At 68.9% G+C, this 26,568-nt stretch carries 27 protein-coding genes; 14 read left to right on the top strand and 13 right to left on the bottom strand.

The features are described 5' to 3' along the window. Positions 1-5: 5 nt before the first annotated feature. From LXB15_RS03850 to pcaD, 3 genes are all read right to left on the bottom strand, one after another. Complete coding sequence (locus LXB15_RS03850; protein WP_233950983.1) at positions 6-572, bottom strand: type 1 glutamine amidotransferase family protein; 567 nt, start codon at positions 570-572, stop codon at positions 6-8. An 81-nt stretch (positions 573-653) separates the two neighbouring features. Further along, entirely contained in the window at positions 654-1,712 is a 1,059-nt protein-coding gene (locus tag LXB15_RS03845) for a 3-carboxy-cis,cis-muconate cycloisomerase (RefSeq protein WP_233950981.1), read from the bottom strand. Further along, complete coding sequence (gene pcaD / locus LXB15_RS03840; protein ID WP_233950978.1) at positions 1,709-2,515, bottom strand: 3-oxoadipate enol-lactonase; 807 nt, start codon at positions 2,513-2,515, stop codon at positions 1,709-1,711. Before pcaD ends, LXB15_RS03845 begins: the two co-directional genes overlap by 4 nt. Positions 2,516-2,665: 150 nt before the next feature. Here pcaD and LXB15_RS03835 point away from each other — a divergent pair, with 150 nt between their 5' ends. Continuing rightward, positions 2,666-3,613, top strand: a complete 948-nt coding sequence (locus LXB15_RS03835) for a carbohydrate kinase (protein ID WP_233950976.1) — start codon at positions 2,666-2,668, stop codon at positions 3,611-3,613. A gap of 110 nt (positions 3,614-3,723) precedes the next feature. Here LXB15_RS03835 and LXB15_RS03830 read toward each other — a convergent pair whose 3' ends face one another. Beyond that, positions 3,724-4,533, bottom strand: coding sequence for an outer membrane protein (locus tag LXB15_RS03830; protein ID WP_233950974.1), 810 nt, complete (start codon positions 4,531-4,533; stop codon positions 3,724-3,726). Positions 4,534-5,060: 527 nt separating this feature from the next. On the opposite strand from LXB15_RS03830, the gene LXB15_RS03825 reads away from it, so the two are divergent. Next, positions 5,061-5,546 carry a cytochrome c family protein gene (locus tag LXB15_RS03825; protein WP_233950972.1) on the top strand — a complete coding sequence of 162 codons (486 nt, stop codon included), beginning with the start codon at positions 5,061-5,063 and terminating at the stop codon, positions 5,544-5,546. Between the two features lie 68 nt (positions 5,547-5,614). Here LXB15_RS03825 and LXB15_RS03820 read toward each other — a convergent pair whose 3' ends face one another. Next, positions 5,615-5,956: a thioredoxin family protein gene (locus LXB15_RS03820; RefSeq protein WP_370640169.1), complete on the bottom strand. Its 342-nt coding sequence runs from the start codon at positions 5,954-5,956 to the stop codon at positions 5,615-5,617. A gap of 187 nt (positions 5,957-6,143) precedes the next feature. After that, complete coding sequence (locus LXB15_RS03815) at positions 6,144-7,055, bottom strand: class I fructose-bisphosphate aldolase (protein ID WP_233950968.1); 912 nt, start codon at positions 7,053-7,055, stop codon at positions 6,144-6,146. 228 nt (positions 7,056-7,283) lie between these two features. Here LXB15_RS03815 and LXB15_RS03810 point away from each other — a divergent pair, with 228 nt between their 5' ends. The 8 genes from LXB15_RS03810 (at position 7,284) to LXB15_RS03775 (ending at position 15,999) form a co-directional block, all read left to right on the top strand. Next, positions 7,284-7,658 carry a hypothetical protein gene (locus tag LXB15_RS03810; protein ID WP_233950965.1) on the top strand — a complete coding sequence of 125 codons (375 nt, stop codon included), beginning with the start codon at positions 7,284-7,286 and terminating at the stop codon, positions 7,656-7,658. A gap of 131 nt (positions 7,659-7,789) precedes the next feature. Beyond that, positions 7,790-9,343 carry an ABC transporter substrate-binding protein gene (locus LXB15_RS03805; protein WP_233950963.1) on the top strand — a complete coding sequence of 518 codons (1,554 nt, stop codon included), beginning with the start codon at positions 7,790-7,792 and terminating at the stop codon, positions 9,341-9,343. 183 nt (positions 9,344-9,526) lie between these two features. Beyond that, complete coding sequence (locus LXB15_RS03800; protein ID WP_370640207.1) at positions 9,527-10,810, top strand: imelysin family protein; 1,284 nt, start codon at positions 9,527-9,529, stop codon at positions 10,808-10,810. 80 nt (positions 10,811-10,890) lie between these two features. After that, on the top strand, positions 10,891-12,420 hold the full coding sequence (locus LXB15_RS03795; protein WP_233950959.1) for a di-heme oxidoredictase family protein: 1,530 nt from the start codon (positions 10,891-10,893) through the stop codon (positions 12,418-12,420). Next, positions 12,417-13,526, top strand: a complete 1,110-nt coding sequence (locus LXB15_RS03790) for an imelysin family protein (RefSeq protein WP_233950957.1) — start codon at positions 12,417-12,419, stop codon at positions 13,524-13,526. The genes LXB15_RS03795 and LXB15_RS03790 overlap by 4 nt, the downstream gene beginning before the upstream one ends. An 11-nt stretch (positions 13,527-13,537) precedes the next feature. Then, positions 13,538-14,671 carry a DUF1513 domain-containing protein gene (locus tag LXB15_RS03785; protein WP_233950956.1) on the top strand — a complete coding sequence of 378 codons (1,134 nt, stop codon included), beginning with the start codon at positions 13,538-13,540 and terminating at the stop codon, positions 14,669-14,671. 38 nt (positions 14,672-14,709) lie between these two features. Next, positions 14,710-15,291, top strand: a complete 582-nt coding sequence (locus LXB15_RS03780; RefSeq protein WP_233950954.1) for an NADPH-dependent FMN reductase — start codon at positions 14,710-14,712, stop codon at positions 15,289-15,291. Positions 15,292-15,384: 93 nt separating this feature from the next. Further along, positions 15,385-15,999 carry a glutathione S-transferase family protein gene (locus LXB15_RS03775; protein ID WP_233950952.1) on the top strand — a complete coding sequence of 205 codons (615 nt, stop codon included), beginning with the start codon at positions 15,385-15,387 and terminating at the stop codon, positions 15,997-15,999. 5 nt (positions 16,000-16,004) lie between these two features. Here LXB15_RS03775 and LXB15_RS03770 read toward each other — a convergent pair whose 3' ends face one another. The 5 genes from LXB15_RS03770 to LXB15_RS03750 all read right to left on the bottom strand — a co-directional run bounded on the left by LXB15_RS03770 (position 16,005) and on the right by LXB15_RS03750 (position 22,459). Next, positions 16,005-16,718: a sarcosine oxidase subunit gamma gene (locus tag LXB15_RS03770; protein WP_233950950.1), complete on the bottom strand. Its 714-nt coding sequence runs from the start codon at positions 16,716-16,718 to the stop codon at positions 16,005-16,007. Then, on the bottom strand, positions 16,711-19,692 hold the full coding sequence (locus tag LXB15_RS03765) for a sarcosine oxidase subunit alpha family protein (protein ID WP_233950948.1): 2,982 nt from the start codon (positions 19,690-19,692) through the stop codon (positions 16,711-16,713). The genes LXB15_RS03770 and LXB15_RS03765 overlap by 8 nt, the downstream gene beginning before the upstream one ends. Further along, complete coding sequence (locus LXB15_RS03760) at positions 19,689-20,018, bottom strand: sarcosine oxidase subunit delta (protein ID WP_233950947.1); 330 nt, start codon at positions 20,016-20,018, stop codon at positions 19,689-19,691. The genes LXB15_RS03765 and LXB15_RS03760 overlap by 4 nt, the downstream gene beginning before the upstream one ends. Positions 20,019-20,026: 8 nt before the next feature. Next, positions 20,027-21,280, bottom strand: coding sequence for a sarcosine oxidase subunit beta family protein (locus LXB15_RS03755; protein ID WP_233950946.1), 1,254 nt, complete (start codon positions 21,278-21,280; stop codon positions 20,027-20,029). 273 nt (positions 21,281-21,553) lie between these two features. Continuing rightward, complete coding sequence (locus LXB15_RS03750; RefSeq protein WP_233950945.1) at positions 21,554-22,459, bottom strand: hypothetical protein; 906 nt, start codon at positions 22,457-22,459, stop codon at positions 21,554-21,556. 252 nt (positions 22,460-22,711) lie between these two features. Here LXB15_RS03750 and LXB15_RS03745 point away from each other — a divergent pair, with 252 nt between their 5' ends. The 4 genes from LXB15_RS03745 to LXB15_RS03730 all read left to right on the top strand — a co-directional run bounded on the left by LXB15_RS03745 (position 22,712) and on the right by LXB15_RS03730 (position 25,387). Continuing rightward, positions 22,712-23,233, top strand: a complete 522-nt coding sequence (locus tag LXB15_RS03745) for a DUF2380 domain-containing protein (protein WP_233950944.1) — start codon at positions 22,712-22,714, stop codon at positions 23,231-23,233. Between the two features lie 161 nt (positions 23,234-23,394). Further along, entirely contained in the window at positions 23,395-23,619 is a 225-nt protein-coding gene (gene rpsU, locus LXB15_RS03740) for a 30S ribosomal protein S21 (RefSeq protein ID WP_370640168.1), read from the top strand. 320 nt (positions 23,620-23,939) lie between these two features. Further along, positions 23,940-24,740: a tetratricopeptide repeat protein gene (locus tag LXB15_RS03735; RefSeq protein ID WP_233953038.1), complete on the top strand. Its 801-nt coding sequence runs from the start codon at positions 23,940-23,942 to the stop codon at positions 24,738-24,740. Positions 24,741-24,862: 122 nt separating this feature from the next. Next, positions 24,863-25,387, top strand: a complete 525-nt coding sequence (locus LXB15_RS03730) for a DUF992 domain-containing protein (protein WP_233950942.1) — start codon at positions 24,863-24,865, stop codon at positions 25,385-25,387. A gap of 136 nt (positions 25,388-25,523) precedes the next feature. Here the strand turns inward: LXB15_RS03730 and LXB15_RS03725 are convergent, their stop codons facing one another. Continuing rightward, a complete protein-coding gene (locus LXB15_RS03725; RefSeq protein WP_233950941.1) occupies positions 25,524-25,748 on the bottom strand; it encodes an aa3-type cytochrome c oxidase subunit IV in 225 nt (74 codons plus the stop codon). A 164-nt stretch (positions 25,749-25,912) separates the two neighbouring features. Next, positions 25,913-26,476 (bottom strand): type 1 glutamine amidotransferase domain-containing protein, encoded by a 564-nt coding sequence (locus LXB15_RS03720; RefSeq protein ID WP_233950940.1) that lies wholly within the window; start codon positions 26,474-26,476, stop codon positions 25,913-25,915. Between the last annotated feature and the right edge of the window lie 92 nt (positions 26,477-26,568).

Here is a 26,568-nt window from a genome sequence, read left to right as displayed (position 1 = left end):
TCCGGTCAGCGATGCTCGCGGGCGAAGGCGGCGATCTCCACCTCCGCCTCAGGTCCCCAGAGGTCGAGGGCCTTGAGGATCTCGGTCGCGAAGCTCACCGGGGAACTGCCCGGGGCCGTCACCACCCTGCCGTCGGATACCGCCTGCGGCTGGTCCCGATAGTAGGCCTCGCCGCGATAGGCCGGCTGTTCGCGGTGGGATTCCAGGGCGTTGCCGGTGTGGGCGAGCCGGTCGAGCAGGCCGGTCGCCGCCAGCGCGCTCGCCGCCGCGCAGATGCCTCCCACCACTTTGCCCTCGGAATGGAAGCTCCGGGCGAGCGGCCCGAAGTCCGGCGCCGTGCCCTTCTCCCAAGCGAGACCGCCCGGAATCACCAGCGCGTCGAAACCCGCCGGGTCGAGTCCGTCATAGCCGAGATCGGGGGTGACGCGCAGGCCGCCCATCGACGTGACCTCGGCGCCGTCGGGCGAGGCGGTGACGACGTCGACGCCAAGATAGGCGCGCGCCACGGCCATCAGCAGCGCGCATTCCCAGTCGGCGAATTCCGGCGTCAGGGCAATGGCGATCCGGGTCATGGCAGGCCTCCTAACGAGCGAGACATCCGCCATTATGCCGGGCGCCGGCATCGGCAGGAAGACCCTGCCCCAGGGCCGGCGCTAGGGCTTCGCCAACGACAGCGTTTCCAGCAATTCCTCGGCGATCCGCGTCGCGGCGCCTGCGGCCATGGCCATCTGCGGCAACAGCATCCATTCCAGCGTCCAGGCGGCGCCCGAGCGCTCGTTCTCGTGCACCAGCGCTTGGTGCAGGCCGGAGACCAGCGTGGCGTTGAACCGCGCCAGCGTCACCAGCATCTCGGCAGCGACCGGGTTTTGCTTGTGCGCCATGGCCGACGACGATCCGCCGCCCTCGAGCCGCAGCTCGCCGACTTCCGTCTGCACGGACAGGACGACATCCTGGCCGAGCTTGCCCAGTGCGCCGGTGACCAAGGACAGCCAGTGGCCAAGCTCGGCGATCCCGTCGCGTTCGGAATGCAGCGAGCCGGGTGCCGGAAACAGGCCGAGGGCTGCCGCCAACCGCTCCGCCACCGCATCGGCGCGCTCGCCGAGCTCGGCGCGATCCCCGACGGCGCCGCCGAATCTGAGGGCGAAAGCCTGCGGCGCGATCGCTTCGCGGCGCAGCCGGCAGCGCACCAGCGGGTCCGCCCACGAAGACAGCTTGCGCCCGAACCGCGTCGGCCGCGCCGCCTGCATGCGCGTATGGGCCATCACGTCGGCATCGCCCGCCTCGATGCCCCATTGCGCCAGTCGGTCGCCGAGCCGCGCCAGCCGCCGGTCGAGAACCAGCGACACGCCCATGAGGCGCATCGCCATCGACGCATCGATCGCGTCCTGGCTCGTCGCGCCATGGTGCAGGGCGTCCGCCGCCGCCGGGTCGAGGCCCTGCCGGAGTTGGCGCAGCAGCGCCGGCATTACGACGCCGTCGCGGGCGGTGCCGGCCCGCAGATCGTCGATATCCGGTGTGAAATCGCGGGTTCTGTCACGGATCGCTGCCGCCGCCGCCGCCGGGATGATGCCCTCGGCCGCCTCCGCCTCGGCCAGCGCCGTCTCGAAGGCGATGAGCGCCTCGATGTCGGCCGCGGCGGTGAAATAGGACGAGAGCTCCACGTCGCCGAGCAGCCCCGAGAGAACCGGATGGTCGAACACCGAAGCGGTCACGGACGCGGCGCTTTGGCGAAGACCGTGTCGGCGAATCGCCGGATGAGCGAAGCGGTCGTCGCCGGCTGCTCGATGCAGGGCAGATGCCCGGCATTGTCGACGACGACGAACTCCGCGCCCGGGATCAGGGCGGCGGTGGACCGGACGAGGTCCGGCGGGGTCGAGCCGTCCTGGTCGCCGACGATGCAGAGCACCGGCAGGTCGAGCCCGGCAGCCTGCGCCGTGTAGTCGGCGTCGCGCAGCGCCGCGCAGCTGCCGAGATAGCCGTCGCGCAGCGTCCGCAGCAGCATGTTGGCGTAGCCGACGAAGTCGGGGTTTTCCGGCCGGCGATATTCCGGCGTGAACCAGCGTGCCAGGATGCCGTCGGCAATCGCGGCGATTCCGTCCGCCTCGATCGCGGCGATCCGCTGGTTCCAGAGTTCGTCCGTGCCGATGCGATGCGCCGTGTCCATCAGGACGAGGCCCCGGGCGAGACCCGGATGGCGGGCTGCCAGGCCCTGCGCGATCATCCCGCCGATCGACAGCCCGACCACCAGCGGATCGCGAAGGTCCAGATGGTCGATCAGCGCCTTCAGGTCGTCGACATGGGTTTCCATCGCATAAGGCGGCGGCGTCGCTTCGGAGAGGCCATGGCCGCGCTTGTCGTAGCGCAGCACCGTGAAGTTCCCGCCGAGTTCCGCGAGCAGCGGGTCCCAGATCCGGAAGTCCGTGCCAAGGGAATTGGCGAAGACCAGGGTGGGACCCGGCCCCCGCCGCTCGAGGATGTAGTGCAGGACGATGCCGTTCACCCGCTGAAATGCCATGATGTTCCCTCGCTCCCCATTGCCGCGCGATCATAGGCAGGACGGGTCGAGAAGAAAGGGCCGGGGCGCCGACCCGAGGCGCCGGCTCTTTTCGACATGCCGCATTCCTGCTAGCGGCAGGACGTGTCGGAGACGGAAGGGAGGTCTGCCATGTTCCTCAGCTGCGGCGACTCCCTGTTCGACCTGTTCGCGCAGGATTGTGACGATGTCGCCGAGATCCGCCTTGCCGGGCGGGTCGGCGGCTCGCCGTTGAACGTCGCGCTCGGACTGGCCCGGCTCGGCCACCGCGTCGGCTATTTCACCAAGATCTCGCGGGACATGTTCGGCGCGCGTATCCGCGCCTTCATGGCGCGCGAGCAGATCGATGAGCGGTTCCTCGTCGCCACCGACCGCAACACCACGCTGGCGATGGTCTCGCTCGGTCCGGACGGCTCGCCCGCCTACGCCTTCTACACCGAGGGAACGGCCGACCGCTCGATCGAGCCGGACGAGGTGCCGGCGGAGCTGCCGGCGGCGGTCCGCGCGATCCATCTCGCCTCGTATTCGACGGTGACCGAGCCGACCGCCTCGGCGCTTGCGCGGCTGGCCCGCCAGGAGCACCAGCGACGCTTCATCTCCTACGATCCGAATATCCGCGCCTCGATCGAGCCCGATCTCGACATCTGGCGGGCGAAGGTGGCGGAGCTGGTGCCGCTGGCGGGGCTGGTGAAGGCCAGCGAGGAGGATCTCGGCCTGCTCTATCCCGGCCGCAGTCTCGATGCCGTGCTCGACGACTGGCTGGCGGCGGGCGCCGGCATGGCGGTGCTGACGCTCGGCGAGCGCGGCGCGGTGGCGCGCACCGGCGGCGGCATCTCGGCGTCGGCGGCGGGGCAAAGCATCGCGGTGGTCGATACGGTCGGCGCCGGCGACACGTTCCAGGCGGCCCTGCTGGCGGGACTCGCCGAGACCGACGCCCTGTCGCGCGAGGCGCTGCAGGATCTGGACCGGGAGGCGCTGGCGGCGCGGCTCGAATTTGCCGTGAGGGCCGCCGCCATCACCTGCTCGCGGCGCGGCGCCGACCTGCCGCGGCGCGCCGATCTCGGCCTGCCGCCGCTTTAGGCGCGACCGCCCCTCTCGCGGCGTCATCACAACGAAAAACCCCGCCGGATCATGCGATCCGACGGGGCTCAACGGTGCCGGGCTAGAGCGCCCGGCGTGGCGCGAACGCCTTAGTTGAAGCGATACGATGCCTTGGCGAAGATCGTGTGGAAGTCGAGATCGTCGTCGTTCGACTCGGTGGTGAAGTTCAGCGTGCTGTCGGCCGCGTTCGTGGCCGTCACCGAGTAATCGTTCGAACCGAGGTTCGTGTAGAGGTACTCCACGCCGAACGAGATGTTCTGCGTCGCCATCACGTCGATGCCGCCGCCGACCGAATAGCCGATGTCCGCATCGTCGCCGTTCTCTTCGAACGTGTAACCGGCAAAGCCCTGGCCAGCCGCAGTGCCCGGCAGCGAGCTGTTACGGTCATAGCCGGCATAGGCGAGACCGCCCGTGCCGTAGACGAGGATGCTGTCGAAGGCGTAGCCGAGACGGGCGCGAACCGTGCCCATGTAGTCGACTTCTTCGTTGAGCCCGAAGGTGCCAGCTGCGCCACCCGGAACGGTGACGGTGTACGACCGGTCGGTCTCGGCGTCCATGTAGTTGATGTCGGCAACGGCACCGAGAACGACGTTGTTGGCGAACTGATGATCGTAGCCGATATGCGCGCCGCCGATGAAGCCGGCGTTGTTGTCGTCGCCGCTGTCGAACGTGCCGTCACCGAAGGCGCCGTCGTTGGCAGGGTCGAGATTGACCGAGTCGCTGTTGCTGAACGCAACACCGGCCTGGCCACCGATGTAGATGCCGGTCCAGGTCGCCGTCGTGGCGACCGGCTCGATCATCATCGGCGCCGGTGCCGGCGGCTCATCGTAGATCACGTCGGCGGCGAGCGCCGGGGTGACGAAAGCCGTCGAGGCAAGAAGCAATGCAAAACGTTTCATGACTGAACTCCATTCTGTCGCCGGAGCGACTGTCTGTTCGGACGCTAGTCCTCGTACCGTCCGAATTCCGGACCCGGCTGTGCGGGTTCGGGAGTGGTTATGGGCCGGCTCCGTGCCCGAATAAGGGCAGGAATCTGTTCTCCTCCGCCGTGTTGCCGATGTGCAACGAGATGCTCAATGGCGCGGCGTTGTGAATGGTTTGTAACTGCAGATCGTTGATTGGGATTTAAAATCCATGGTTTACCGAGGTGATTTGTTCACGCTCGCCCTTAACGAACATGGCAGGACTGAGGCGGAATTGCTTCCTAGTCAGTGACCTCTTCGTCGTGACCCGAGGTAGAGGGGCCGCGGAGAAACCGGCCCGCTTTTCAGGCCCTGCCGGGACGCGGTCGGGCGCGTCGATTCGTCCGCAGAAGGTCGCTATGGCCCCGGGGTCCCGCATTGCCGCCGCTGCCTCGCGCGCGAAAACTGGGGCAAGTCCGCGCGGCAGGTGCGCTGGCGATTGCCATTGTTTAGAAGGGTTACATATGATGTCGCCGGTGAGGCGATTTGAGCTCGTTGAGCGTGGAGGAAACATGCGAATTCTGATGGTGGCCGCGGCCGCGATTCTGGCGACGGCGAATGTGGCGGCAGCGCAGACCGTCGGCGACCCGGCGGCCGGGGAAAAGGTCTTCAACAAGTGCCGGGCGTGTCACGCCGTCGGCGAAGGCGCGGCCAACAAGATCGGCCCTGAGCTGAACGGCATCATCGGCGAGAAGCCGGGCGCCGTGGAGGGCTACACCTTCTCCGCACCGTTCACCGAATGGGCTGCCGACAAGACCGCCTGGGACGAGGAACTGATGAGCACGTGGCTCGCCGATCCCCGCGCCGTGGTGAAGGGAACGAAGATGGTATTCCCCGGCCTGAAGAAGCCCGAGGAGATCAGCAACGTGATCGCCTATCTCGCGACCTTCGACGAGTCCGGCGCGACGCGCGATCCGGCCGCGGCCCTGGCGGCGGCTGCTGCCCAGTAAGACCGGCGCACCGTCTTACGAGACGATAGCACCGAATATCCCGACGGCCGCCGCGAGGCGGCCGTTCGTCATTGGGGGTGCGCCGGCGAGGATCCGGCCATGACGGCGGTCGGCGGCACGGGCAATCCGTCGCCCTCCTCCAACGCTTCGAACATCGCCGCCAGCTCCGGATAGAACCATTTCTCGCCGGGATATCCCTCGAGACGCGCGACTTCCCGCCCTTCGTCGTCGACCAGCACGAAAGTGGGGGTGAAGACCGCCGGTGCCACCGCTTCGAGCCCGCCCCGCCGGTCGACATGGATGTCGACGCGGCGAAGGGGCGCCCTCTGCCCGAAGCGGCTGTCGGGATAACCGGGCGCGATCTCCCGGTCGAAGTTGCGGCAGAACGGACAGCCGGCCTGCTCGAACATCAGGAGTTCGGCTGCGCCGGCCGCGCCCGGCCACCCGAGAAGCAGCAGGCAGGCGGCAACCATCCGGAGACCGGCAGGCGAACGGCGAGATGGGACGAGGTGTCGCATCGCGTCAGCATAGCACCAATTGGCGGCTCCGGGACGAGCCGGCCGGCTCCGGACACCTAGGCGTCCGGAGCCACGCTGGTCAGGCGTAGAGGTCCATGACCTGGCCGAGGAGCTTCACCGCCTCGGCGCGCGGGCGCTGGAACGAGTTGCGGCCGATGATCGAGCCGTTGCCGCCGCCGTCGCGGATCGCCCGGACCTCCTCGAGCAGTTCCTCTGTGTTCTTCGCGGCACCCCCGGAGAATACCACCAGCCGCTTGCCGGCGAAGGACGCCTGCATCACGTGCCGCACCCGGTCGGCCGCGGTCGCGCGCGGGATATCGTTGCCCTCGTAGGTCGCCTTGGCCGCATCGAGGTCGATATGGTCGGTCGGCAGCTTCACCTTGATGATCGTCGCCCCCATCAGCGCGGCCATGTGCGCGCCATAGGCGATGATGTCGAGGCCGGTCTCGCCTTCCTTGGTGACCTTGCCGCCGCGCGGATAGGACCACACGACCGTCATCAGGCCGCGGGACTTCGCCTGCAGGCTGATGTCGCGCAGTTCCTCGATCATCTCGTAGGAGCTCTCCGAGCCCGGATAGATGGTGAAGCCGACGCCGACGCAGCCGAGCCGCATCGCATCCTCGACCCGGCCGGTCACCGCCTGGTCGTTGCCCGCCACCAGGCCGTTGCCGCTGTTCATCTTGAGGATCAGCGGCACTTCGCCGGCGAAGGTGTCGGCACCCTGTTCGAGCAGGCCGAGCGGCGCGGCGTAGCCCGACACGCCCGCCTCGATCGCCAGCTCGTAGAGATAGTGCGGGTCGTAGGCCGCCGGATTGGGCGCGAAGCTGCGGGCCGGGCCATGCTCGAAACCCTGGTCCACCGGCAGGATAACGACGCGGCCGGTGCCGCCGAGGCGGCCATGCATCAGGAGACGCGACAGATTGGCCTTCAAGCCGGGGGTCTCGCCCTCGTACCAGGAGAGGATGTTACGGACGACCTCGGTTCTCAGCATGTATCTTTCCCTTGCCGTCGGCTGCCTTGCGGCCAGCCCTTGTGATAGGAACTCGTTGTGGTGGGATGTTGCCGTTCCGTCCAGACGCACGGCGGCTTCCCGCGACATTAAAATCGGTTGAAGGCGACGGGTCCGCGTGCGGACCTGCCGAATGCCGTCGATACCGCGGCTGACGCGGCTCGGAACCATCCGGCCCGCTGCCGATTTCCCCACCGGAGGTGCTGCTTCATGAAGGGCACGAAAGCCTTTCCCGAGGGATTCGGCGACGACACGGCCCTGATGTTCGCCGGCAGCTCCGGTTCGGGCGACGGCCGGGCCGAGGCGCCGCCCTCCCCTGCCGACGGGGATCCCACGACACCTGTCCTGGATCCGCCGGCCGAATCCTCACCGCCCGCCGAAACCGTCGCCGACGGTTATGAGCCGGCATGGCCGGCGCCCAGCGTGAAGCTCGGACGTCGCGGGTTCCATTTTCCGCCGCCGTCGGAACCCGGCGATGAAACCCTCGACGACATGCCCCGGCAGCCGCCGAGCGTGCTGCTGCCCGCAGTCATCGTCGGTCTGATCCTGGCCGTCGCCAGCTACTTCTTCAATTTCGTCGGCTGACCGCGGCACCGCCGCGCACGAGCCTGCGCGCCCATGCCTGGCAGGCCGCGCGGGGACAGGCCTCATTTCGGCCCGACGGTTGATTGAGATGGCGGAAGCTGCCACGCCCGCCCTGCAACCGGAGCTGCCTTATGAAATGGTTCACCACGCTGATGACGGCCGCGCTTCTGGCCGTCGCGGCGCCGTCCGCGGCGCAGACGCCGCCGAACGTGCTCGTGGTCGGACAGGTTGCCGAGCCGAAGTCGCTCGATCCGCAGGCCGTCACGGCGAACAACGATTTCCGAATCCTGGTGAATGTCTTCGACGGGCTGGTGCGCTTCAGGAAGGGCACCATGGACGTCGAGCCGGCCCTCGCGACGAGATGGACGATATCTCCGGACGGCCTGACCTACCGCTTCCAGCTGCGCGAAGACGTGACCTTCCACGACGGCACGCCGTTCGACGCCGCGGCGGTGAAATTCACCTTCGACCGCATGCTCCAGCCCGATCACCCCTTCCATGCTACCGGCCCGTTCCCGCTGGCGTTCTTCTTCTCGACCGTCAAGGAAGTGACCGTCGTCGACCCGCTGACCGTCGAGTTCACGCTGCGCGAACCGTACGCACCCTTCCTCTCGGCGCTTGCCTACCCGACGGGGCTGATCGTCTCGCCAACGGCCGTGGCCGAGGCAGGCGCGGACTTCGGCCGCCGCCCCGTCGGCACCGGACCGTTCCGCTTCGAATCCTGGGAGCCGAACGCCAAGGTCGTCGTCAGCCGCAACGACGATTACTGGGGCGAGGCGCCCTCCCTGGAGGCGGTCGAGTTCCGCCCGATCGTCGACGCCGCTGCGCGGACCGCCCAGTTGAGCTCCGGCGAGATCGACCTGATGGTCGAGGCGCCCGCAGGGAGCCTCGCCGGATTCCGCGCCGACCCGGCCTTCGCCGTGCACGAGCAGGCCGGCCCGCATCTGTGGTTCCTGATCCTCAACACCAAAGAAGGTCCGTTCGCCGACAAGCGGGTTCGCCAGGCGGTGAATTACGCCATCGACAAGCAGGCCATCGTCGAGGACGTGCTGAAGGGATCCGCCGAGATCGCGGCTGGGCCGATCCCGCCGGCCTTCGGCTGGGCCAACGACGAGACGGTCGAGCCCTATCCGCATGACCCGGAGAAAGCCCGGGCGCTCATCAGGGAAGCGGGAGCCGACGGCGCGACGCTGACCTTCTACGTCGCGGACGGTGGTTCGGGAATGCTCGACCCGGTCGCCATGGCGACGGCGATCCAGGCCGATCTCGCCGAGGTCGGGCTCAATGCCCGCATCGAGACCTACGAGTGGAACACCTTTCTTTCCAACGTCAATCCCGGCCTCGAGGGCAAGGCCGACATGGCCGAGATGGCGTGGATGACCAACGATCCGGACACGCTGCCCTTCCTCGCCTTGCGCTCGGACGCGGTGCCCGACAATGGCGGCTTCAACGCTGGCTACTACGCCAATCCCGAGGTCGACCGGCTGCTCGCCGAGGCCCGCCAGTCGACCGACCAGGCGACGCGCGGAGCGCTGTACAAGCAGGTCCAGCGGATCGTCCACGACGATGCGCCTTGGGTGTTCGTCGCGAACTGGAAGCAGAGCGCGGTATCCAGCGCGCGGGTCTCCGGCTTCGATCTCGAGCCGTCCTTCCTGCTGATCCTCCGCGACGTCGCCAAAGACTAGGACCGGACGCGCCACTCTGGAATCATTCTATTTGTTCCAGGATTGAAAGATTCTAAACTAGACTTACTTGTTGACACACCGCCTCTCCCGTTTTAGCCAAAGCACAAATCACGCATCCGATAGCGGCTTTTGCAAAAACGACTTGGCCGGCGCCCGCCCGGCAGGAGGCTCATCATGAAGATCATCGCCGGAAACCGCGCACGCCTGGCGTCCTGTCTCGCACCGGTGCTGCTCCTCGCGGCCGCCGCGCCTTCCGCGGCAGAGGCGCCCGACGCCGCGGCGGTCGTCGGCACCTACGCCGACATCGCCCTCGCCGGCTACGAGGATGCGCTGGCGGGCGCCAAGGCGCTGGACGCGGCGACCGACGCGCTGATCGCCGACCCGAGCGAGGCGACTTTGGCGGCGGCCCGGGAAGCCTGGCTCCAGTCACGCCCGAGCTACCAGCAGACGGAAGCGTTCCGCTTCGGCAATCCGATCGTCGACGACTGGGAGGGCCGGGTGAACGCCTGGCCGCTGGACGAAGGGATGATCGACTATGTCGACCAGAGCTACGGCAGCGAATCCGACCAGAACGGCCTCTACACGGCCAATATCATCGCCAACCCCAAGCTGACGGTCGGCGGCGAGACCATCGACGCCACGACGATCACCCCGGCGCTCCTGCAGGACGAGTTGCAGGAGGCCGGCGGCATCGAGGCGAATGTCGCCACCGGCTACCACGCGGTCGAATTCCTGCTGTGGGGCCAGGATCTCAACGGCACCGAGGCCGGTGCCGGCGAGCGCCCGTTCACCGACTATGCGAAGGGCGACGACTGCACCAACGGCAACTGCGACCGGCGCGGGGAATATCTCGACGCGGCGACGGACCTGCTCGTCACCGATCTCGAGGAGATGGTCGGCAACTGGCAGGCGGACGGCGCCGCACGCAAGGCGCTCACCGATGCGCCGGACGCCGCGATCTCGGCGGTCCTCACCGGCATGGGCTCGCTCTCCTACGGCGAGCTGGCGGGCGAGCGCATGAAGCTCGGCCTGCTGCTGCACGACCCGGAGGAGGAGCACGACTGCTTCTCCGACAACACCCATGTCTCGCATCTCTACGACGCGATCGGCATCCGCAACGTCTACACCGGCCGATACGAGCGGACGGACGGCACGATCGTCGAGGGACCTTCGGTTTCCGAGCTCGTCGCAGCCAAGGACGAAGCGGTCGACGCAGAGCTTCGCGCCGATCTCGACGCCACGATCGAGGCGATGCGGCTGATGGCCGCGGCGGCCGAGAAGGGCGAGGCCTACGACCAGCAGATCGGCGAGGGCAATGCCGAAGGAAACGCCCGCGTCCAGGCGGCGATCGACGGGCTCGTCAAGCAGACCCGCTCGATCGAGCGCGCCGTCGCGGCCCTCGATCTCGGCAGCGTGACCATCGAGGGCTCCGACAGCCTCGACAACGTCGACGCCGTCTTCCAGTAATCCCCGGAACCGGGACGGCGGGCGCCAGCCTGCCGCCTCGCAGGGCCGGTGAGATCCGGCAAGGCGATCGGGAGATATCCATGCGGCTTGCCGCACGTCTGACGGTGATCGCGGCAACCATTGCGCTGCCGGCGGCGCTGAGCCTGACCGCGGCCGTCGGCATCGACCGGCCGGTGCGCGGCGACCTGACGCCGAAGGACCGCGCCCGAGTGGCGAAGGTCACGGCCCCGACCACCGACTTCTCGAGCCCGGAGGCCTTCGAGGCGATGCCGGCGGGCGCGGCGACGTCGCAGAAGCTGGTCAACCGCGATTCATTCAGCCACGTCTCCGCCAACCAGACCTTCGAGGGCGAGGACCGCTTCAAGCTCGGCAATGCGCTGTTCCGCAAACTGTGGGTCTCCTCCCCCTCCTCGACCGAGGCGTCGGACGGGCTCGGGCCGCTGTTCAACGCCCGGGCCTGCCAGAGCTGCCATCTGAAGGATGGCCGCGGCCGGCCGCCGGTCGAGGGCGAGACGGCCGTCTCGATGTTCCTGCGCCTGTCGGTGCCGCCGCGCACCGCCGAGGAGCGTCAGAAGCTGGCCGACCGGGAACTGACCCGCATCCCCGAGCCGACCTATGGCGGCCAGCTGCAGCATTTCGCCGTGCAGGGACTGCAGGCCGAAGGCCGCATGGCGATCGACTACGCCGAGGAACCCGTCACGCTGGCCGACGGCACCGTCGTCAGCCTGCGGCGGCCGAGCTACCGGGTCGAGGATCTCGCCTACGGCCCGCTCGATCCCGAGGTGATGCTGTCGCCGCGCGTCGCGCCGCCGATGATCGGCCTTGGACTGATCGAGCAGATCGAGCCCGCCGACATTCTGATGCGCGCCGATCCCGGGGACGCCGACGAGGACGGAATTTCCGGGAAGGCCTCGATGGCCCGCGACCCGGAGACGGGATCTCCGATCCTCGCCCGCTTCGGCTGGAAGGCCACCGTGCCGACCATCAAGTCGCAGACAGCGGAGGCCTTCGCCGGCGACATCGGCATCTCGACGCCGCTGGTGACCGATGCCTTCGGCGAGTGCTCGATTGCCCAAAAGGCCTGCCGCGACGCGCCGTCCGGCGTCCAGGAGCGACTGGGCGAGGTCGAGGCACCGGACCCGATCCTCGACCTCGTGACCTTCTACTCGCAGAACCTCGCCGTGCCGGCCCGTCGCGACGTCGATGATCCGACTGTCCTTCGAGGCAAGCGGCTGTTCTACGGCGCCGGCTGCGCATCGTGCCACACGCCGAAATTCGTCACCTCCCGCAAGGCGCCGGACAAGGCCCAGCGCTTCCAGCTGATCTGGCCCTATTCGGACTTCCTGCTGCACGACATGGGCGAAGGTCTTGCGGACGGACGGCCGGTCGGCGATGCCGACGGCCGCGAATGGCGCACCCAGCCGCTCTGGGGCATCGGCCTGACCGAGACGGTCAACGACCATACCTTCTTCCTGCACGACGGCAGGGCGCGGAATCTCGCGGAGGCCATCCTCTGGCATGGCGGCGAGGCCGAGGGCGCCCGCGACGCCTATGCCGCCATGGAAAAGGCCGACCGCGACGCCCTGCACGCATTCCTGGAGTCCCTGTGAAGATCCACCTCAAGCGCCTTGCAGCAATCGGCCTCGCGCTCTGCCTTGCGGCACCCGCCGCGGCGCAGGAAGCCGCACCCGCGGTCGTGAGCGCCGATCCCGCCGCATCCCTCGCCGTCGTCCGCAACGCCATCGACGGTTTCATCCGACCCGGCTACGCCGCCTTCCACCAGCAGGCGGACGCGACGGCCGCGGCGATGACGACGCTGTGCGAGGCCCCAGGCCAGGACAGCCGACAGGCGGCCGAAGCGCGCTTCGGCGACCTCGTTCAGTCGTGGTCGCGCGTCGAGCTCGTCCGCTTCGGCCCCGTCATCGAGGACAACCGGGTGGACAAGATCCTGTTCTTCCCGGACCGGCGCGGCATCGCGCTGCGCCAGATCCAGGCGATCCTCGGGACGCAGGACGACACGGCGACGAGCGCCGAAAGCCTCGCCGGCAAGTCGGTCGCCGTGCAGGGCCTGGGTGCGCTGGAATTCGTGCTCTTCGGCACCGACGCCGAGACGCTGTCGACCCCCGAGGGGGCGTTCCGCTGCGCCTATGGCCAGGCCATCGCCGAAAATCTTGCGGCGATCGCGGCATCGATCGACGCCGCCTGGGCCGATGAGACCGGCATCACCCGGCGGCTGACGGCGCCGGCCCCGGGCAATCCGGCCTATCGCAGCGCGACGGATTCGCTCGAGGAGATCGTCGGCATCTTCGTGCACGGGCTGGAAGCCGTGCGTGACCTGCGGCTCCGCCCGGCGATCGGCGACAGCGCCGGGGACGCCAAGCCCAATCTCTTCCTGTTCCGCCGCTCCGGGCTGACGCTGGCTTCGCTGCGCGCGAATTTCGACGGCCTGCATGACCTCTTCGACGCGTCGAAGCTCGCGGATCTGCTGCCGGCGCCGCAGGCCTATCTGGAGACGTCGATCGACTTCGAGTTCGGCAACGCCGAACGCACGCTGGCGGGCCTGTCCGAGCCGCTCACCGACGCCGTCGCCTCGCCGCAGCGCCAGGCGCTGACCTACCTGCTCATCGTCACCGGCAGCCTGCAGGACCTGTTCGAGGCGCAGCTGTCGCCGACGCTCGGCCTGTCGGGCGGCTTCTCCTCGCTCGACGGCGACTGAGGCGGTACGGCATGGCGTTTCGTCCCCTCCCCCTCGGTGCCGGCCCGCTCGTCGACCGGCGCAGCTTCCTTGTCGGCGCCGGCGCGGCCTTCGTCGCCGGTCTCGGCCCCCGTTCGGCCGCGGCGCTCGACCGCGCCGATGCGCTGTTCGGCGCGTCCTGCCGCAGGCCGGACGGCAGCTATGGCTGCGCGGTGTTCTCCGACCGCGGCGAGATCGTCTCCACCGTCACCCTGCCGGAGCGCGGCCACGACATCGCCTTCGAAAAGGTCAGCGGCCGGGCGGTGGTCTTCGCCCGAAGGCCGCGGACCTTCGCCGTCGTTTTCGAGCCGGCCAGCGGCCGCACCCTGAAGACGCTGACGTCTCCCGAGGGGCGGCACTTCTTCGGCCACGGCTTCTTCTCGCCCGACGGGGCGCTGCTCTATGCCACCGAGAACGACTATGACGGCGCCCGCGGCATGATCGGGGTCTACGACGTCGCGGCCGGCTACCGGCGCATCGGCGAGTTCGCCTCGCACGGCATGGACACGCACGAGGCGCTGCTGATGCCCGACGGCGAGACCATCGTCGTCGCCAATGGCGGGATCGAGACGCACCCGGACTACGGCCGGCAGATGCTGAACATCCCCACCATGGAGCCGTCGATCGCCTTCATCGACCGGCGGACCGGCGAGTTGCTCGACAAACAGCTTCTGCCGCAGGCCCTGCACAAGCTGTCGCTGCACCACATCGCCATCGACGCGCGGCAGCGCGTCTGGTTCGGCGGCCAGTACCAGGGCGCGGCGACGGATGCGCCGCCGCTCGTCGGCTTCGCCGAGGCAGGCAGGCCACTGTCCCTGACGGAATTGGCCCCGACCGATCTCGCCGGCCTCGGCAACTATATCGGTTCGGTCGCAACCAGCCGCGACGGCGCGCGCGTGGCGGTGTCCTCGCCGGTCGGCAACACCATGCTGGTCCTCGAGGCCGGGACCGGCAACATCCTCAGCCGCCACGCCATAAGCGACGGCTGCGGCCTCGCCCCCGACGGCAGCGGCTTCCTAGCGACCAGTGGGGACGGCCTGATCATGCGGCTCGAGGAAGACGACCAGCCCACCAGCGCCGATCTCGAATGGGACAACCACATCCTGGCGCTTGACGCTGCCGGCTGAGCGTCGGACCATCGCCGCCCCACTAGGAAGGCTTGCCCATGTCGCTGCTCGTTCCCGTCATCCTCGGTTCCGTGCGCTCGGAGCGCCAGGGCATCAAGGCGGCACACTTCATCATCGCCAAGCTGCGCGAGCGCGGGCACGAGCCGGTGCTGGTCGATCCGATGGAACTCGACCTGCCGCTGCTCGACAAGATGTACAAGGAATACCCGCGCAGCGAGGCGCCGGAGAAGCTGGAGCGGCTGGCCGATCTCTATCGCCGCGCCGACGGCTTCATGATCGTCAGCGCCGAATACAACCAGTCGATGCCGGCGGCGCTGAAGAACACGCTCGACTATTTTCTTGAAGAGTATTTCTACCGCCCGTCCAGCATCGTCTGCTATTCGGCCGGCCGCTTCGGCGGCGTGCGCGCCGCGATCGCGCTTCGCCCGGTGCTTGCGGAGATGGGCATGTCCAGCCTGCCCTCGGTCCTCGCCATCCCGTCGATCGGCAAGTCGCTGCAGGAGGACGGGACGTCCAACGAGCCGTGGATCGACAAATCCGCCGTCAAATTTCTCGACGAGTTCGAATGGTATGCGACGGCACTGAAGGCCAAGCGCGAAGCCGACGGCACGCCGGGATGATCCGCGGCGACCGCGGCGCACGATGACATCGCAGACGATCGGTCGGGTGCGGCATCAGCAGGCCCCGGGCGGATCGTGGGACAGGAGCAGGACATGCCCGGAAGGATGACGTTCTACTACAACCCGCAGAGTCGCGCGGCGACAGCCCGCTGGATGCTGGAAGAGGTCGGCGCCGACTACGACACCGTGCCGATCGACTTCGAGGCCGGCGACAACCGCAAGCCGGACTTTCTCGCCATCAACCGGATGGGCAAGATCCCGACGCTGGTGCTCGATGACGGCACGGTGCTGACCGAGACCGCGGCGATCCTCGCCTGGCTCGCCGAAGCCTATCCGGCGGCGGGGCTTGCGCCCGAGCCGGGGTCCTCCGCGCGCGGCAGCTACTATCGCTGGCTGTTCTTCGGCGGCAGCTGCTTCGAGCCCGCCCTCACCGAGACGATGATGCGACGGGACGCTGCGCCGCTTTCCAAGGCCTCCGTCGGCTGGGGCAGCTACAACGATGTCATCGACACGCTGGAGCATGCGGTATCGCGAAGCCCCTATCTCGTCGGCGAGAACTTCACCGCCGCCGACGTCTATCTCGGATCGCAGCTGTCCTGGGCCGGCAGTTTCGGTGCGCCGCGCATCCAGGACAGCGCGGCGATCCAGTCCTATGTCGAGCGGGTCATCGACCGCGACGCCTACCGGCGGGCGATGCGGCCCGCCTGACCGGCTCAGACGGCCGGCGCCCGGGCCGCCTCTTCGAGGAAGGTCCAGACATAGTCGGCGAAGGAGCGCCAGCACTCGATCTCGAAGCGAGCCTCGCCGGTGCGCCACAGAACGATCTCGGCCTTGGACAGCACCGTCCGGCTGGCGGCACCGACCGGAAAGCTGCGCAGCCGCAGGTCCTGCGGGCAGCCCGCAGCGACGATGGCCTCGGCCGCCGGCCCCTCGATCGCGATCCCGACATTGCGGTGCGAGATGTCGACGACGGAAATTCCCGGCACGGCTTTCAGGGCAGCCGAGATCGTGCCATCCGCGCCTTCCTCGTCCGGGATGGCCCGATCGTCGAGCAGCAGCCACTCGTCCGGACCAAGCCAGAGCGCCGCGATCCCCTCGCCGCCTGCACTGGACTTCGGCCGCGTTGGCAGGGCGAAGCCGAGCGCCGCGCCGACCGCGTCGAACGCACCGACACCCGCCCGAAGGCTGATCCGCCGACGGAAGCCGAGCGGCGTCAACATCGCGCCGGGGCCACCGGCATAGTGGCCGTCGAGCGGCGACAGGCGTCGCGCGACCGGGCCGGCGCTTGCCGGGATGCCCGGCACGGTGGCGACATCGCCGGCCTTGTCGGCCGTTCCTGCGGCGGTCGCAGGCTTTCCGGCGGCGGCCGTCGTCGCCTTCTTCCGCGGCGCAGCGCGCGACCTGGCCGGCTTCTTTTCGTCAGCCATTGAGCCGCTCTCCTTCCGGATCGAAGAACACCGGTCCCGTCACTTCCACCGCGATCGTCTCCTTTGGCATCGGCACGTAGAGCGTCCGCCCCGCGAGGCTGCGCCCGTCGCGCACCAGCGCCATGGCGATGGAGCGCCCGAGCGTCGCCGAGTGATAGGCCGAGGTGACGTGGCCGAGCGCCGTCATCGGCACGCGCTCGTTCGGGTCGGCGACCAGCTGGGCGCCCTCCTCCAGCACCGTCAGCGGATTCGCCGTCTTCAGCCCGACCAGCTGCTTGCGGCCCGGCGCGAAAAGGTCGGGCCGCTCGAGCCCGCGCTTGCCGACGAAATCCGGCTTCTTCTTCGATACCGCCCAGGACAGCCCGGCATCAGCGGGGGTAACGGTCCCGTCGGTCTCCTGGCCGACGATGATGTAGCCCTTCTCGGCGCGCAGCACGTGCATCGCCTCGGTGCCGTAGGGCTCGGCGCCGAAGCTGCGGCCGCGCTCGCGCAGCGCGTCCCACACCGCGCGGCCGTAGTCCGACGGCACGTTGATCTCGTAGCCGGTCTCGCCGGTGAACGAGACCCGGAACAGCCGGCAGGGCACGCCCATGAAGCGGCATTCGGCCACCGCCATGTGGGGAAAGGCGTCCGGGCCGATGTCGAGCCCCTCCACGAAGGGCGCGATGATCTCCCGCGCCTTCGGCCCCTGCACCGCGATCACCGCGAACTGCTCGGTGATGGACGTGGTCCAGGCGGCAAGCCCGGGGAACTCGGTCTGGCGGTAGTCTTCCATGTGCGCCAGCACGCGCGGCGCGCCGCCGGTCGTGGTCGTAACGTGGAAGCGGTCCTCGGCGAGACGCGCCACGATGCCGTCGTCGATGATGAAGCCCGCCTCGTTGAGGAGCAGCGCGTAGCGGCACCGGCCGACGGCAAGGCTTGCCAGCGGCGTCGCATAGACGAGGTCGAGGAAGCGTGCTGCGTCCGGCCCGGTGACCTCGATCTTGCCGAGAGTCGAGGCGTCGAACAGCCCGGCCGCGCCCCGCACCGCGCGGCATTCCCGGTCGACGGCGGCATGCTTGCCGGCGCCGCGCGGGAAGTACCAGGCACGTTTCCACATGCCGACATCCTCGAACACCGCGCCTTCGGCCGCGGCGCTGTCGTGGATCTGCGTCTTGCGGGTGGGATCGAACAGCTCGCCCCGCGCATGGCCGGCGATCGTCCCGAAGGTCACCGGCGTGAACGGCGCGCGGAAGGTCGTCAGGCCGACTTCCGGCATCGGCCGCGACAGCGCCTCGGCGGCGACGCCGAGACCGTGGATGTTCGAGGTCTTGCCCTGGTCGGTCGCCATGCCGTTGGTGGTGAAGCGCTTGATGTGCTCGACCGAACGGAAGCCCTCGGCGACGGCGAGGCGGATGTCGCGCGTCGTGACGTCGTTCTGGAAGTCGACGAAGGCTTTGACGGCCTTGCCCGGGCCCGCCGCCGGAGTCGCGCCCGCCATGCCGCCGCCCGACAGGGAAGCGCCTTCGACGGCAACCGGATCCGCTGATGCAGCCTCGCCCGTTGCCGCCATCCGGCCGGCGGTGCGCGCCTGACGGATCGTCTCGGCGAGGTCGAATTGCCCTGCCGCCGCCCCGACATTCAGGCACTTCTGCACCGCCTCGCCCGGCACGTAGGCCTGCAGGGCCGGATCGAAGGCGAGCTTGCCGCGCGACTGCGAGAACAGATGCACGGAGGGGGTAAAGCCGCCGGACATCAGCAGCGCGTCGCATTCGAAGCCGCGATTGTCGGCCCCGGTGCGCAGGTCCTCGACCGTGAAGCCGCGGATGCGGCTCTTGCCGCGCACGCTCTTCACGCCGTAGCCGGCCAGCACTTCGATGCCGAGCGAGCGCGCCGTGGCGGCAAGGCCCGCCCCCGGCTCCTCGCGCGTATCGACGATCACCGGCACGTCGACCCCGACCCGCCGCAGGTCGAAAGCGGCCTCGTAGGCCGCGTCATGAGCGGTGAACACGGCGACCCGCAGGCCCGGGGTCACGCCGTGCTGGTTGAGATAGAGCCGCGCCGCGCCGGCCAGCATGATGCCGGGCCGGTCGTTGTCCGGGAACACCAGCGGCCGCTCGATCGAACCGGCCGCCAGAACGACGGTCCCGGCCCGCACCTGCCAGAGCCGTTCGCGCGGCAGGGCGGGATCGGGAAGCGCCAGGTGATCGGTGACCTGCTCGGCCAGCGCCACCATGTTGTGGTTGTAGTAGCCGAAGCCGGTGGTGCGGGGCATCACCCGCACATTCGGCATAACCTCCAGCCGGGCCAGCGCGTCCGCCACCCATTCCATGCCGGGTACGCCGTCGATGCGCACGCCGCTCTCGACCTTCAGCCAGCCGCCGAAGCCCTGCCCCTCGTCGCAGATCAGGACGTCGGCGCCCGCCTCGCCGGCCGCGAGCGCTGCAGAAAGGCCGGCCGGACCGCCGCCGACGACCAGCACGTCGACATGCGCGAAGCGGTTGTCGTAGCGGTCGGGGTCGGCCGCCTCCGGCGCCCGGCCGAGGCCGGCGGCCGAGCGGATATACGGCTCGTAGACGCGGTGCCAGAAGCCCTTCGGCCACATGAAGGTCTTGTAGTAGAAGCCTGCCGTAAGGAAGCGCGAGAACAGGCCGTTGACCGCGCCGACGTCGAAGGCGAGCGAGGGCCAGCGGTTCTGGCTCGCCGCGTCCAGCCCCTGGTAGAGCGGCTGCATGGTGGCGCGGATGTTCGGCTGGCGCCGGCCGCCGTCGCGGCGGATCTCGACCAGGGCGTTCGGCTCCTCCGGGCCGGACCCGAGAATGCCGCGCGGGCGGTGATACTTGAACGAGCGTCCGGTGAGGTGGATGCCGTTGGCGAGCAACGCCGAGGCGAGCGTATCGCCCTCAAGGCCGGTCAGGCGGTTGCCGTCGAAGCTGAAGGTGACGCGGCGGGCGCCGGCGAGCCGGCCGACGCCCGGAATGCGCAGCGGCCTCATCGGGTCGGCTCCCGGCGGGGCGATGCGGCGGCCATGCCGGTCGCGTCCGGGGTGATCTCGGGCCGCTTCTCGCCAGCCTTGTAGAAGGCCAGGAAGTCGTCCGAGACGGAGTGGCGCGCGGCGTTGAAGAAGCGGCCGCAGCCGTGCACGTGCCGCCAGCGCTCGAAGACCACGCCGCGCGTATTGGTGCGCAGATACAGCGCCTCGGCGACGGCGCGACCGGGCTCGACGTCCTGCGAGGGCCGCGCGACATGCGCCTCGCCGGCGTGGCGGAACTCCAGCTCCGGCCGGTCGTCCTCGCAATAGGGGCAGTGGATCAGCAGCATCGTTCTACCTAGTGCGCGACGGCGGCGGCGGCCGCCTCGTCGATGAAGCGGCCGGTTTCGAAGCGGTCGAGGCTGAAGGCGGCGTTGATCGGATGCGGCTCGTCGCGGGCGATCGTGTGGGCGAAGACGTGGCCCGAGCCGGGCGTCGCCTTGAAGCCGCCGGTGCCCCAGCCGCAATTGACGTAGAGCCCCTTGACCGGCGTCTTCGAAAGCACCGGCGAGCGGTCCGGCGTGACGTCGACGATGCCGCCCCAGGTGCGCATCATGCGCATCCGCCGGAACATCGGGAACATCTCCGAGATCGCATCCAGCGTGTGGTTGAAGATCGAGAGGCTGCCGGTCTGGGAATAGGACGGGTACTGGTCGGTGCCGGCGCCGATCACCAGTTCGCCCTTGTCCGACTGCGAGACATAGGCGTGCACGGTATTCGACATCACTACGCAGGGAAAGCACGGCTTGATCGGCTCGGAGACCACCGCCTGCAGCGGAAAGCTCTCGATCGGCATGCGCACGCCGGCCATGTCCATGACGACGGACGTGTGCCCCGCCGCGACGACGCCGATCTTGCGCGCCCCGATGAAGCCGCGCGAGGTCTCGACGCCGGCGACGGCACCGCTGGCGTCGCGGCGGATGCCGGTCACCGCGGTGTTCTGGATGATGTGCACCCCGCGGTCCGAGGCGGCGCGGGCATAGCCCCAGGCGACGGCGTCGTGCCGCGCCGTGCCGCCGCGCCGCTGCAGCGCGCCGCCGATCACCGGATAGCGCGTGTCACGGGAGATGTTCAGCGGCGGGCAGTAGGCCTTGCACTCTTCCGGCGTCAGCCACTCGTTGTCGACGCCGTTGAGCCGGTTGGCATGGATATGGCGCTGGGCGCTCTGCCGGTCGTGCTCGTTGTGCGACAGCATCAGGACGCCGCGCGGGGAGAACATGACGTTGTAGTTGAGGTCCTGCGACAGGCCCTCCCACAGCTTCACCGCGTGGTCGTAGAGCGCGGCGGACTCGTCGTAGAGATAGTTCGAGCGGATGATCGTGGTGTTGCGGCCGGTGTTGCCGCCGCCGAGCCAGCCCTTCTCGATCACCGCGACGTCGGTGATGCCGTGCTCCTTGGCGAGATAGTAGGCGGTGGCGAGCCCGTGACCGCCGGCGCCGACGATGACGACGTCGTACTGGCGCCGCGGCTCCGGCGACGCCCATTGCTCGGTCCAGCCGGAATGGCCGCGCATTGCCTCGCGCGCCACGGCGAAGGCCGAAAATCGTCGCATCTGTCGCCTCGCGTTCCGATCGCCGAAGCCCGGTGATCGCCGGGCCTGACCTCTAGTAGCGTCCCGCTGTCGGCCGGGGCAATGGCGGGACACCGTCACAGCTCTAGCCGGGATGCCGCAGGACCGTGCTCAGAATGCGACCGTCGGTGACGCAGCGGGCCGAGATCGCGACTCGGTCGGGTCGCGATCTCTCATGCAAGCGTTACGGCAGCGCGATTTCCCTTGTTCCGGCCGCCGCTGCTTCAGCCGCTCGTGCCGGATCAGCGCAGGGGCTCAGATCAGCGGGCGGCTCGGCCGTCCGGCGAGACCGCCGATTGCCCCGACGACGAGACCGAGCAGGAGGGCGATGAACGCCCCGAAGGATGCTGTCGAGACCGCGCCGGCCGCGACGTCGGCCGCCTGGCGTGCCGCGCGGACCGCCTCGTCATAGCGCTGCTGGAAACGCTGCAGGCGCTGGCGCGCCTCCGCCTCGGGGATGCCGGCCTCGCGGGCGATGGCGTCGACCGCTGCCTGGCGTTCCTCGGCGGTGGCGGCCTCGTCGACGCCGGCGACGATCGTGCCGATGGCGGCGGCGATGTCTTCGGCACTGCTTGGCTGGCGCGGGGCTTCGGCGGCCGGCGCCTCGCCCTCGGCTTCCGGCACGGCGGCAGGCGACGCCTGCCGGCTCTGGCGCAGCATCGCCTCGGCCTCGCCGCGCAGCGGTCCCGCCAGGCCGTCCACGGTCCCCGGCGCCATGGCCTGCGCGGCCTGGGCAAGGCCCTGGATCGAGTTGCCGATCGCCCCGAAGGCGCCACCGAGCACCACCGATGCGCTGCTCGTCAGCAGATAGATGACCAGCAGCGTCGATGCCGCCCAGGTCACGGCGCCATGCAGCATCGCATCGGTCTTTTCCGGCTGGCCCGCGAGGCGCCCGGCGGCGAAGGCGCCGACGAACAGGCCGATCAGCACCACCGCGACCGTCCAGAGGCCGCCGGCCGAGGCTAAGGCGCTGGCGTCGACGTCGCCCCGTCCGACCGGATCGATGCTCGAGAGCCCGATGCCGAGCCCGAGCAGCCCCAGCATGAACTGGATGGCGAGCGCGAGCAGCGTGCCTGCCGCGATGGCTCCCCAGGAGATGCGCCGGACGCTGCCCGATGCGATGCCTGCCACCCGATCCCTGTCTCGCCTGATGTCGCTCATGTACCCGTCCGTGATCCTGGGGCGCGTCGCGCCCGGCCGATAGTCTTCCGTTCCGTAAACACGACTTCCGCCGCCACGTGAAGCCGTCGGCGGCGCAAACTTGGCAGCCGTCTCGGTGTTTCACCCGGGCAGCGTCGCACGCCGTCGCGCATCCGGCGGCGCAGGACGCGTGACAGCCCGCCGGCCCGTGGGCTAGGTTTCGCACCGACCGGAGACGGCGAAGCCGCCCGGAACGGGGAGGAGACAATGCCGATGACGAAGACCCGCCTCGCCTTGCTGGCCGCTTTCGCCGCGGCCCTGCTGCCGGCATCGCCCGCCGCTGCCGCCGATGTGCCGCGCATCGCGCTGGCCGATTTCTACTATCTCGATACGTCGGGCGAACCTGGCGACCGCGACAGCGAGCACCGCCAGCGGGTCGAATTGTTCGAGACCGTGCTGCGCGAGCGGATCGCCGCCACCGGCCGCTTCGAGGTGGTGCCGCTCGAATGCGCGCTGCCCGAATGCGGCGTCGGCTCGCTGAGCGTCGAGGACGCCGTCGACGCGGCCGAACGGGCGGATGCCGACTACGTGCTGCTCGGGGCGATCCAGAAGATCTCGACGCTGGTCGGGACCGGACGCCTCGACCTCGTCGACGTGCCGCGCCGGCGCAGCGCGATGAGCCGGGTCCTGTCGTTCCGGGGAGACTCCGACGAGGCCTTCCGGCGCGCCGCCGAATTCTCCGCCCGCAACGTGGTCGAGGCCGATCTTTCCGACGCAGCCGACGCCGCGGAATAGGCACGGCCGCCGGCCGCAACGCCGTCTCCGGCGGCCGCTACGCGTCGTCTCGACAAGCGGAAGCGAGTCTGTTAAGGCGAAAACGCTCTCGAAGATTCGTCTTCGCGGGGGAATGGCCTGTGGGAGCCGACCGCCGCAAGACCCCAGGAACGGAACGCCAGGTGCAGGTACTCGTCCGCGACAACAATGTCGATCAGGCTCTTCGCGCCCTGAAGAAGAAGCTGCAGCGCGAGGGCATCTTCCGTGAGATGAAGATGCGGAACCATTATGAGAAGCCCTCGGAGAAGCGCGCCCGCGAGAAGGCCGAGGCGGTCCGCCGCGCCCGCAAGCTGGCGCGCAAGCGCGCCCAGCGCGAGGGCCTGGTAGCCGGCGGGCGCAGCCTCTAGGCGCCATCCTTTCGGCCATATCCGAAACTAGCAGAAAGGCGGCGGGGTTGGCCTCGCCGCCTTTCTGCTTGATTGTTGCATGGGTCAGGGTCCAGAGGGGTCGGGTCCGGATCGGTCACGGGCGAGCCGCGCCCCGCACGCGCGGCGGCACGATATTCGTGGCCGCAAGTCGCCTCAGGGGGAAGTGTCAGCCAATGCCGCAGTCGCAGAGAACCGTCCGGGAGCCCGGCACCCGCCCGATGCATGAAGCCCTGGCAGGCCTTTCCAGCCGAGGCCCGGGACGGACCGCCGCTGTGCTGCCCCGCGCCGCCGCACTGCTGATGCTCGCGTCGCTCGCCGCCTGCCAGTCGGACGGATCGAATGCGCCGCTCGTCCAGGCCATCGCGCTCGACCAGAACCAGGGTCTCGACCAGAACATCGCATCGCTGACCCAGACGGTGAACGCCAACCCGAGCAATCCGGAAGTCTACAACGTGCGGGGTACGGCCTATGGCCGCGCCGGTCAGTACGATGCCGCCATCGCCGATTTCGCCACCGCGATCCGGCTCGACCCGAATTTCTACCAGGCCTACGCCAACCGCGCGCTGATCTATCGCCAGACCAACCAGCCGGCGCTGGCGATCGAGGACTACAACGCCGCCCTGCGGATCAATCCGAACTACGATTCCGCCTATATCGGCCGGGGCAACGTCTACCGCGTCGCCGGTCGCAACCAGGAGGCGCTCGCGGACTTCCAGCGGGCGATCGATCTCAACACCACCGACCCGCGCGCCTACCACAATCGCGGCCTGCTCTATCAGCTCGACGGCCAGCACAAGCAGGCGATCGAGGATTTCTCCACCTCGATCTCCCTGCAGGCGACGGCGCCAGAGCCCTATTCCGGCCGCGGCGTTTCCTACCTTGCGCTGGGAGACGAGGAGAACGCCTTCACCGACTTCAACGCCGCGCTGAAGCTCGACGACAAGAAGGCCGAGTACTGGACCAACCAGGCGGTCATCTTCGAACGGCGCGGCGACCGCCAGCGCGCCTTCCGCTCCTACGCCCGGGCGGCGCAGCTCGATCCCAATTACCGTCCGGCCAAGGACGGCATGGCGCGGACCAGCGGACCGGCCGGCGCCTGACGGCCGGTCCGCGGCGGCGCAGGTTGGGATTATCTTCCGCCCGGTCGCGGCATTTCGGGAACTCCTTGAGGCTTCGGCGGTTCTGCCGCCGAAGCGGGCATTACGTCAAAAGGATAATTCCCATGAAAACCGTCATCTCTTCCGTCGCCCTTGCGGCGGCCCTGGCCATGTCTCCCCTCGCCGTCGGCGCCGCGTCGGCTGGCGAAGTCGGCCTGCTCGGCTGCAGCAGCGATGGTAACACCGGCTTCATCATCGGCTCCTCCGAAGACCTGGTCTGTGACTTCACGCCGGCCGACGGCGGCCCGGTGGAGCGCTACAAGGCGACCCTCGACACGTTCGGCCTCGACGTCGGCGTCACCGGCCGTACCGTGATGAGCTGGGCCGTGGTGGCGGCGGGCGACGGCGGCTATCAGCCGAGCGCGCTCGCGGGCACCTATGTCGGCGCCAGCGCCGATGCTTCGGCGGTCGTCGGCGGCGGCGCCAACGTTCTGGTGGGCGGAGCCGACAACAGCTACTCGCTGCAGCCGGTCAGCGTCCAGGCGCAGGAGGGCATCAATGCCGCGATCGGCGTGACCAAGTTCACGCTGGAACCGGTCGCTCCGCAGCCGGTCGTCATCGAGAAGCGCACGACGATCATCCAGCAGTAAGCGCCCCCAGCCACTGCCATAGAAAGAGGCCCGCGGATCGCTCCGCGGGCCTCTTTGCGTCGGGAGATGCTTTCGGCAGGCACGCGCCGCCAGATCTGCGCCAGCCGTCAGTCAGATGCCGGGGCCGCAGCTTCAATCAGCGGAAGACGATCCAGGCGATCGCCATGACGATCAGGAACGAGAACACGGAGGCAATCACGCCGGCGCCTGCGATCAGTCCCACCAGCATGCCGACGAGGATCGCCAGGATGGTGGCAGAGCCCCACTTGGTCATCGCCAGAAAGCGGGAATAGGTCCGCTCGTGCTCGGGATAGTCCATTTCCGCGGGGTTGTTGATGTCGAATTCGGGCGTGCCGGCCATGCGATCGTCTCCATATGCGCTGGTCAGCCACATACACGAACAGGCTCGGCCGTGGCAACGCCGCCGGCGACCGGTGGCCGCCCCGGATTCGGCGCGCACGAAAACGGCCGGCGCTGGGGGCGCCGGCCGTCATTGTTACTGATTGTCTGAGCGGCCTTAGGCGGTCAGGCGACCTTGCGGTCCTCGTGCCTGCCCTCTTCGACCTCCTCGATGATCTTGGCGATGAAGGCCGGCAGGTCGCCGGGGTTGCGCGAGGTGATCAACGCCTCGTCGACCACGACCTCGGAATCCTCCCAGTTGCCGCCGGCATTGACCACATCGGTCTTGATCGACTTGAACGAGGTGACGCTCCGCCCGCGGACCACGTCGGCCTCGATCAGCAGCCACGGCGCATGGCAGATCGCGGCGAGCGGCTTCTTCGAGTTGAAGAACTCGCGCACGAAGCTGACCACCTTGGGATCGGCGCGCAGCACGTCCGGGTTGATCTGTCCGCCCGGCAGGACGAGGCCGTCATACTCGGAGACGCGAACCTCGGAGAGCAGCTTGTCGACCGGCACGGTCTTGCCCCAGTCGTCCTTGTCCCAAGCCTTGATGGAGCCGGACTTGGTCGAAAGGACATGAACTTCGGCGCCCGCCTGTCGCAGCTTCTCCAGCGGCTCGAAGAGCTCGGACTGCTCGAAGCCGTCGGTGGCGAGTATGGCGATCTTGGCCTGATTGATGTTCGGCATGATGTTGGTTCCTTCATTTTCGACCACGGCGGCGCAATCCCCACGTGTCGCCGCGGGGCGTTGCATCCGGTTCATGATCGGTGTTCGGGAAG

Source organism: Aurantimonas sp. HBX-1 (genome assembly GCF_021391535.1).
In the GTDB taxonomy this organism is placed as follows: domain Bacteria; phylum Pseudomonadota; class Alphaproteobacteria; order Rhizobiales; family Rhizobiaceae; genus Aurantimonas.
The sequence above is the reverse complement of the archived record's forward strand: the minus strand, read 5'-3'. Positions and strand labels throughout refer to the sequence as shown.